Source organism: Microbacterium resistens NBRC 103078 (assembly GCF_001552355.1).
GTDB classification, from domain to species: Bacteria; Actinomycetota; Actinomycetes; order Actinomycetales; family Microbacteriaceae; genus Microbacterium; species Microbacterium resistens.
This window is the reverse complement of record NZ_BCRA01000014.1, coordinates 1-7,330: the sequence shown is the minus strand read 5'-3', so window position 1 is coordinate 7,330 and position 7,330 is coordinate 1. Positions and strand designations below refer to the sequence as shown.

Here is a 7,330-nt window from a genome sequence, read left to right as displayed (position 1 = left end):
CCTGGCCACCGTCACCGGGACCGGGGTCGGCGGGCGCATCCGCAAGGAGGACGTGCTCAACGCCGCCCAGAGCGCCCCGGCCGCCGCCGCAGCACCCGCGGCAGCGGCACCGGCGCCGCGCGAGGTCTCGCCGCTGCGCGGCACGACGCAGAAGATGACCCGCCTGCGGAAGGTGGTCGTCGAGCGCGCCGTTGCGTCCATGCAGCAGACGGCACAGTTGACGACCTTCGTCGAGGTGGACGTCACCGCGCTGGCCGCCTACCGCGACAGTGTGAAGGGGTCCTTCCAGCAGAAGACGGGCGACAAGCTGTCGTTCCTGCCCTTCTTCACGCTCGCCGCGGCGGAGGCTCTGCAGTCGTTCCCGATCATCAATGCGACGGTCGACGGGGACAACATCGTCTACCCGGCCACCGAGAACATCTCGATCGCGGTCGACACCGAGCGCGGACTGCTCACGCCGGTCGTCCGTGACGCGGCGTCGAAGAACCTCGCCCAGCTCGCCCATGAGATCGCGGATCTCGCGGCCCGTACGCGCGACAACAAGCTGAAGCCCGACGAGCTGGCCGGCGGCACCTTCACGGTGACGAACACCGGCTCGCGCGGCGCGCTCTTCGACACCCCGCTGGTGTTCCTCCCGCAGTCCGCGATCCTCGGCACCGGAACCGTGTTCAAGCGCCCCGGCGTCGTGACCGTGGACGGCGTGGACGCGATCGCCGTGCGCTCCTACGTGTTCCTGGCGATCTCGTACGACCACCGGATCATCGACGGCGCCGACGCGGCGCGCTTCCTCGGCGCGGTCAAGGCTCGCCTCGAGGCCGCGGACTTCTCGGCTCAGCTCGGAGTCTGACCCTCCGGTCCAGCCTCTTCGGATGGCGGATCCCCGACGTCGTAGGCGTCGCGGATCCGCCATTCGTCGTCTGTGCGCACGAGGACGAGCATCTGCGAAGCGCCTCTCTCCCGATCGAGCCGGACGGCGGCGACATCGCCGTAGTCCTCGATGAGCACGGCGTCGCCGTCCACGGCGATCGCCCTGCCGGCACCTGGGCTCCCCGTGTCCCGGAGCTCGGGGACCCAGGCCCCTGCGCAGGCGTCCGCCTCCTCCGTCGCCTCACAGGCCTCCGCAGCGCTCAGAAGCGCAGGGACCGCGTCGAGAGGCGAGGCCGTCTCCTCCGGCATCGGGTTCGGCGAGGCGACGACGAGATTCTGCTCGGCATCTGCGGCGGGCGACGCCCCCGGGACCGAACTCGCCGCGTTCCCGCTCGGCGTCGACGCCTCCGGGGGCGGCTCCGTCCCTCCGACAGAGGGCGCGCTCGGCCACAGCATCCCGGCCGCCGAAACGGCCACGGCGACCGCGCCGGCCGCGAGCACCGGACGGCGCCATCGCCGTTCCGGTGCCGACGCGGCCGGCGGCGATGCCGGGCGCGACCCTCGCAGCCTCCGGAGCGCGCTCCACATCCGTGCGCCGACCGGACGCAGGAAGACGCCGGAGAGCCTCGACGCCACGGTGCGCTCGCTCCGCGCGGGCCAGGTTCCCGCGCCGAGATCCTCCGACGTTCGCCGCAGGAAGCGGAGCCGCGGACGGCGTGACCGGCTCGGGTGGGCGTGGTCCTCCGCGACAAGGGATCGCGCGCGGGCATCATCCTCCACGACCCGCCGGAGCTCGCGTGCCCGTACCGGTGTCGGCGGCTGCGTGGCGGCGCCGCCGAGCGGCTTCGGCGCAGCAAGCTCCAGCAGCTCCCGCTCCCACCCGCCGGCACGGTGCGGCAGGCGGCGCCGATCATCGCCGAGACCTTCGCCGATCCGCTGGAGGAGGCGGCCGAGCGCACGGTCACGCGCCTGCGAGGCGAGCGCATCGATGATGCCGCGCGTGGCCTCCTCGATGGAAGAGCCCCGACCGATCACGAACATCGGGCGCCCGTCCGCCGTCAGCCACCATCCGCCCGACAGCGTGTCCTCGCCCGCTTCGACGAGCCCGCGCAGCACGCTCGCGACCAGCGTCGTCGTCTCGCCGGCGGCGAGCGGCGCCTCCGCCGCCCGTCGCATGCGCAGCGCCTGCTCCACCGTCTGCACGCACCACGGAAGGAGCACGTCATGACCGTCGGACCGGCGCACGAGATCGACCGGGCCGACGATGTGCTCGGCGCCGGCGTATCGCCACCCCGACCATCCCACGAGCCCCGCCGCGTCCGTGCAGACCCGGACCTCCTCCCGAGCATCCGTGACCAGGCGTCCGGGAAAGGGACCCTCGCCGGGGTTCAGGGTGCGAACGGTGCGATGGGCGCGGTGCAGCGCCTCGGGCTCGCCGTCTCGGAGATGACTCATGTGCCCATCTGAGCCGACCCCGGGTCCCGTCGCTCCCCCGCCGGCACGATCGGTGCACAACCCGACGTGGACGGTCCTTCGGGGAGGACGACGGTGACGTGTTCGCCCGTCGCGAGACGGGCAGGATCCGGCGGACGGAATCGGTAGGCTGGAAGGCATGGCAAATCGTCGTCCTCAGCCGGAGAAGCGTCCGGGCTTCTTCTCCCAGATCAAGTCGCTCTACCGCTTCACGCGGGAGGAGTACTCCTGGCTGCCGTGGCTGCTCATCGCCATCCTGATCGCCGGCGTGCTCGTCGGGCTGATCGTGGGCTATCTCATCCCGCCCTTCCAGATCTGGTCGTTGATCCTCTGGGCCATCACGGGTCTGATGGTCGGCGTGCTCGGTGCGATGTTCACCATGACGCGGCTGTCGACGAGCGCGATGTACAAGAAGATCGACGGCATGCCGGGGGCGGCCGGTCACGTGCTGAGCACGAGCCTCGGGCGCAACTGGCAGGCGTCCGACACTCCCGTCGGCGTCAACCCCAAGACGCAGGAGGCGGTGTACCGCGCGGTCGGACGCGGCGGCATCGTCGTGGTGGGCGAAGGCGCGCGCGGACGGCTCACGCGTCTGGTCAAGGAGGAGCGCACGAAGGCGCTGCGCGTCGCCCAGGGCGTCCCGGTGAACGTGTACTACCTGGGCCACGGCGAGGACGAGGTCCCGATCGACCAGCTCACCAAGACCATCAAGAAGCTCCCCAAGGCGATCGACAAGGCGACGATGGCGGCGGTGATCAAGCGGCTGGAATCGGTGTCGCAGTCGTTGTCCTCGCTTCCGATCCCGAAGGGCATCGACCCGCTCAAGGCGCGCGCCCCTCGTCCGCGCTGACCCGGGCTCCCGAGCCCAGAAGCCCCGGCCGCTCCGTGAGCGCCGGGGCTTCCGCGTGTCCGCCTATGAGACGGGCGGCAGGGGCTCCTTGGGGAGCTTGCGCACCTTGGCGCGCCGACGCCGACGCTCGGGGATCATCGAGCGCATCTCATCCAGCTTGCCGAAGCACAGCAGCCGGTCCTCGGCCTCCAGCACCTGGTGCTTTCGCGGGTTGGGGATGACCGAGACCCCGCGATGCAGGGTGAGCACGGTGATGTCGCGCTCCCACAGCCCGGACTCTCCGAGCGTCTTCCCGACGAGGTCGGCACCGCCGTGCACGAGCAGCTCGGCGACGCCGTACCCGGTCGAGACGGTCAGCCGCTGCCGGACGTCGATCTCGGGGAACGCGACCTGCCCGGCGATGTAGTCGATGATCGCACCCGCCACGTCGAGGTTCGTGGCCTCCTCGATCCCCTGCAGGCCGGGCGAGGAGTTGACCTCCATGACGAGCGGACCGTGCTCGCCCTCCAGCATGTCCACCCCGGCCACGCGCAGGCCCATGATCTGCGCGGAGCGGACGGCGGTCTGCTCGTAGACGGGGTCCAGCGTGACCGGCTCCACGGTCCCTCCCCGATGCACGTTGGAGCGGAACTCGTCCCCGTTGGCCACACGGCGCATCGCCGCGACGACCCGGTCACCCACCACGAGCGCACGGATGTCGCGCCCACGGCTCTCCGCGATGAACTTCTGGATCAGCACGTTCTGCTTGGTCGAGTGAAGCGTCTCGATGATCGCCTCGGCCACCTTGACCTGCGGGGCGAGGATGACGCCGATGCCCTGGGTCCCCTCCAGCAGCTTGATGACGACGGGCGCTCCGCCCACGCGCTCGATCGCCGGGCGGACGTCCGCGCGGTTGCGCACGAACGCGGTGGCGGGCATGGAGATGTTGTGGCGGGAGAGGATCTGGTTGGCCCGGAGCTTGTCCCGGGCACTGGAGATGCCGTTGGCGGTGTTCGGCGTGTACACGTCCATCTGCTCGAACTGACGGACCACCGCCGTGCCGAAGTAGGTGATGGAGTTCCCGATCCGCGGCAGGATCGCGTCGTAGTCGCTGAGCGGCCTTCCCCGGTAGTGCAGGTCGGGTTCGTCCGACGTCAGGTCGATCGCGAATCTCAGGGTGTTGAGCACCTTCACCTGATGCCCGCGCTGCAGGGCTGCGGCGCGGAGGCGCTGGGTGGAGTAGGCCTGAGGGGCGCGCGAGAGCACGGCGAGCTTCACTGAGATTTCCTGCCAGGATGGACGTTGTGGATCGGTCATCTCATTCAACCACCCTTACGGGGTGGCGCGAGTGGGTGAGCCTGCCGGACGTCGGAGTCCCGTGGATCAAGGCGAAGATCGACACCGGCGCGCGCAGCTCCTCGCTGCACGCCCAGCACATCCGCGAGTTCGATCGCGACGGCGAGCCGTGGGTCCGCTTCGACGTCCGTCCCTGGCAGGGCGCTCACGAGCTGGTGCCGGTCGAGCTCCCCGTGTTCGATCGACGGGACGTCCGCAGCTCGTCGGGCCACGCGCAGCGCCGCGTCGTCGTCCTCCTGGACCTGCTCCTCGTCGGGCGCCGCGTGACGGCCGAGGTCACACTCAGCAACCGCGCGGAGATGGGCTTCCGCATGCTCATCGGGCGCGAGGCGCTACGGCAGGGCTTCGTCATCGACCCCGCCCGTTCCTTCCTCGGCGGCAAGGCTCCGAAGGACTTCCGCCGCCGGAACCGAGGCGCCGCGCCCGTCGCCTGAGGACAGCGGCTTGCGCATCCCCCAGCGGTTCGCAGGAGCATCCGCCGCTCGCGCCGTCACGCCCGGATCAGGACCGTGCCCACCGCCTTGTCATGGAGCCCGCGCTGATCCGGATCCCAGACGACGGCGGGGATGATCAGCAGAAGAAGGAGCGTGCGGACGACCGGACGCCAGACGCCCGTCCATCCACCCCCGAGCATCACGAGCCGGAGCCCCACCAGGCGGTGCCCGGGGCTCCCCCCGATCGTCGGGATGAAGAGGATCTGCATCACGGCGAAGACCATGAGCGGCGCGAACTGCGACAGCCCCGCCTCCTGCGGGAGGTCGAACTGCCGGAAGCCGAAGAAGGCCATGGCGATGATGGTCGCCGCGGCGTAGTCGATCGCGAGTGCGGCGATCCGCCGCCCGATCCGGCCGACGCTCCCGGTGCCCGATGTGGGGAGACCGAGTCGTTCACCCGGGTAGGTCTGCACAGGATCGGCCATTCCTCCAGCCTAGGCGACGGCGTGTAACACGCCCGAAACATGGCAGACACCCTCGGGAAATTCCGCCGCCGTAGCCTGCTCACAGGCCGCTCGGCCCCACCCGTTCCCTCAGGAGTTGATGCATGTTCACCGATCCGGCAGACGTCCTTGCGTACATCCGCGAGAACGACGTCAAGTTCCTCGACATCCGTTTCACCGACCTGCCCGGCGTGCAGCAGCACTTCAACATCCCGGCCTCGACCGTCGACGAGGACTTCTTCGTCAACGGCCAGCTCTTCGACGGCTCGTCCATCCGCGGGTTCGCGAGCATCCACGAGTCGGACATGCAGCTGATCCCCGACGTCACCACCGCGTACATCGACCCGTTCCGCGAGGCGAGCACCCTCGTCATGGTGTTCGACATCTACAACCCGCGCACCGGCGAGATCTACAGCAAGGACCCGCGCCAGGTCGCCAAGAAGGCCGAGCAGTACCTGGCGTCGACCGGCATCGCCGACACCGCGTACTTCGCGCCCGAGGCGGAGTTCTACATCTTCGACGAGGTGCGGTACTCGGTCACGGCCGGGGAGAGCTTCTACAAGGTCGACTCCGAGGAGGCCGCCTGGAACTCCGGCCGTGAGGAGGAGGGCGGCAACCTCGGCAACAAGACGCCGTTCAAGGGCGGGTACTTCCCCGTCTCCCCCGTCGACAAGACCGCCGACCTGCGCGACGACATCACGCTGCGTCTCATCGACGCCGGATTCGCGCTCGAGCGTTCGCACCACGAGGTCGGTACGGCCGGGCAGCAGGAGATCAACTACCGCTTCGACACGATGGTGCATGCGGCCGACGACATCCTGAAGTTCAAGTACATCGTCAAGAACACCGCGCAGGAGTGGAACAAGACGGTGACCTTCATGCCGAAGCCGCTCTTCGGCGACAACGGCTCGGGCATGCACACGCACCAGTCGCTGTGGCTCGACGGGAAGCCGCTGTTCTTCGACGAGAACGGCTACGGCCAGCTCAGCGACACCGCGCGCTGGTACATCGGCGGCCTCCTCGCGCACGCGCACGCGGTCCTCGCCTTCACCAACCCCACGCTGAACAGCTACCACCGTCTCGTGAAGCACTTCGAGGCCCCCGTGAACCTCGCGTACTCGGCGGGCAATCGCTCGGCCGCGATCCGCATCCCGCTGACGGGATCGAACCCCAAGGCCAAGCGCATCGAGTTCCGGGTGCCGGACGCCTCGGGCAACCCCTACCTCGCGTTCGCGGCGCAGCTCATGGCCGGCCTGGACGGAATCCGCAACCGCATCGAACCGCTCGAGCCGATCGACAAGGACCTGTACGAGCTCCCGCCGGAGGAGGCCAAGAACATCCCGCAGGTGCCCAACTCGCTGCTGGACTCGCTCGAGGCGCTCCGCAATGACCACGACTTCCTCCTCGAGGGCGGCGTGTTCACGGAGGAGCTCATCCAGACCTGGATTGACTACAAGTACAACAACGAGATCCTGCCGATGGCCCAGCGCCCGCACCCGTACGAGTTCGAACTGTACTTCGGGGTGTGACCTCCGGAACCTCTGGTTCGAGGGCCTGACTTCCGCACCGTCGTGCGGAAGTCAGGCCCTCGTGGCGTCTCGGCCCATCCGCCGGGATCAGCCTCGCTCGTTTGCTAGATTGAATCCCGTCGCGGCGGGGGCGGACCCCGCTGATACGGAGGGGGCCGCCGACGATGACCACACCTGCAGCGGGCTGGTATTCGGATCCGGGCGGCTCCGGCGGCCTGCGATGGTGGGACGGACAGCAGTGGACGGATCACCTGCGCCCGGCCGCCCCGGCGACGCCCCCTGCGGATGCCGCAACGGCCGCGACGTCGCACGCCGCAGCCTCGGTCACGCCCGAGCCCG

At 69.6% G+C, this 7,330-nt stretch carries 8 protein-coding genes; 5 read left to right on the top strand and 3 right to left on the bottom strand.

The window, feature by feature from the left end; translation table 11 throughout:
• On the top strand, positions 1–847 hold an 847-nt coding region (locus tag MR1_RS02980), incomplete at its 5' end, for a 2-oxo acid dehydrogenase subunit E2 (RefSeq protein WP_174522503.1).
• On the opposite strand, the gene MR1_RS02975 is transcribed toward MR1_RS02980, so the two are convergent.
• Positions 832–2,322 (bottom strand): hypothetical protein, encoded by a 1,491-nt coding sequence (locus MR1_RS02975; protein WP_067243203.1) that lies wholly within the window; start codon positions 2,320–2,322, stop codon positions 832–834. The two genes, MR1_RS02980 and MR1_RS02975, sit on opposite strands and share 16 nt — an antisense overlap.
• Positions 2,323–2,479: 157 nt before the next feature.
• Between MR1_RS02975 and MR1_RS02970 the strand changes: the two genes are divergently transcribed.
• Positions 2,480–3,190 (top strand): DUF4191 family protein, encoded by a 711-nt coding sequence (locus MR1_RS02970; protein ID WP_067243202.1) that lies wholly within the window; start codon positions 2,480–2,482, stop codon positions 3,188–3,190.
• A 63-nt stretch (positions 3,191–3,253) separates the two neighbouring features.
• Here MR1_RS02970 and MR1_RS02965 read toward each other — a convergent pair whose 3' ends face one another.
• Positions 3,254–4,447 (bottom strand): RimK family alpha-L-glutamate ligase, encoded by a 1,194-nt coding sequence (locus MR1_RS02965; RefSeq protein ID WP_067243201.1) that lies wholly within the window; start codon positions 4,445–4,447, stop codon positions 3,254–3,256.
• 17 nt (positions 4,448–4,464) lie between these two features.
• Here MR1_RS02965 and MR1_RS02960 point away from each other — a divergent pair, with 17 nt between their 5' ends.
• Positions 4,465–4,959, top strand: coding sequence for an ATP-dependent zinc protease family protein (locus tag MR1_RS02960; protein WP_067243200.1), 495 nt, complete (start codon positions 4,465–4,467; stop codon positions 4,957–4,959).
• A 56-nt stretch (positions 4,960–5,015) separates the two neighbouring features.
• Here the strand turns inward: MR1_RS02960 and MR1_RS02955 are convergent, their stop codons facing one another.
• The gene (locus MR1_RS02955) at positions 5,016–5,444 is read right to left on the bottom strand and encodes an RDD family protein (RefSeq protein WP_067243199.1); all 429 of its coding nucleotides are present in this window, start codon (positions 5,442–5,444) and stop codon (positions 5,016–5,018) included.
• Between the two features lie 122 nt (positions 5,445–5,566).
• On the opposite strand from MR1_RS02955, the gene glnA reads away from it, so the two are divergent.
• The gene (gene glnA / locus MR1_RS02950; protein WP_067243198.1) at positions 5,567–6,991 is read left to right on the top strand and encodes a type I glutamate--ammonia ligase; all 1,425 of its coding nucleotides are present in this window, start codon (positions 5,567–5,569) and stop codon (positions 6,989–6,991) included.
• A 164-nt stretch (positions 6,992–7,155) separates the two neighbouring features.
• Positions 7,156–7,330, top strand: a 175-nt coding sequence (locus tag MR1_RS19250; protein WP_157517877.1) for a DUF2510 domain-containing protein, incomplete at its 3' end; no start/stop codon positions are given.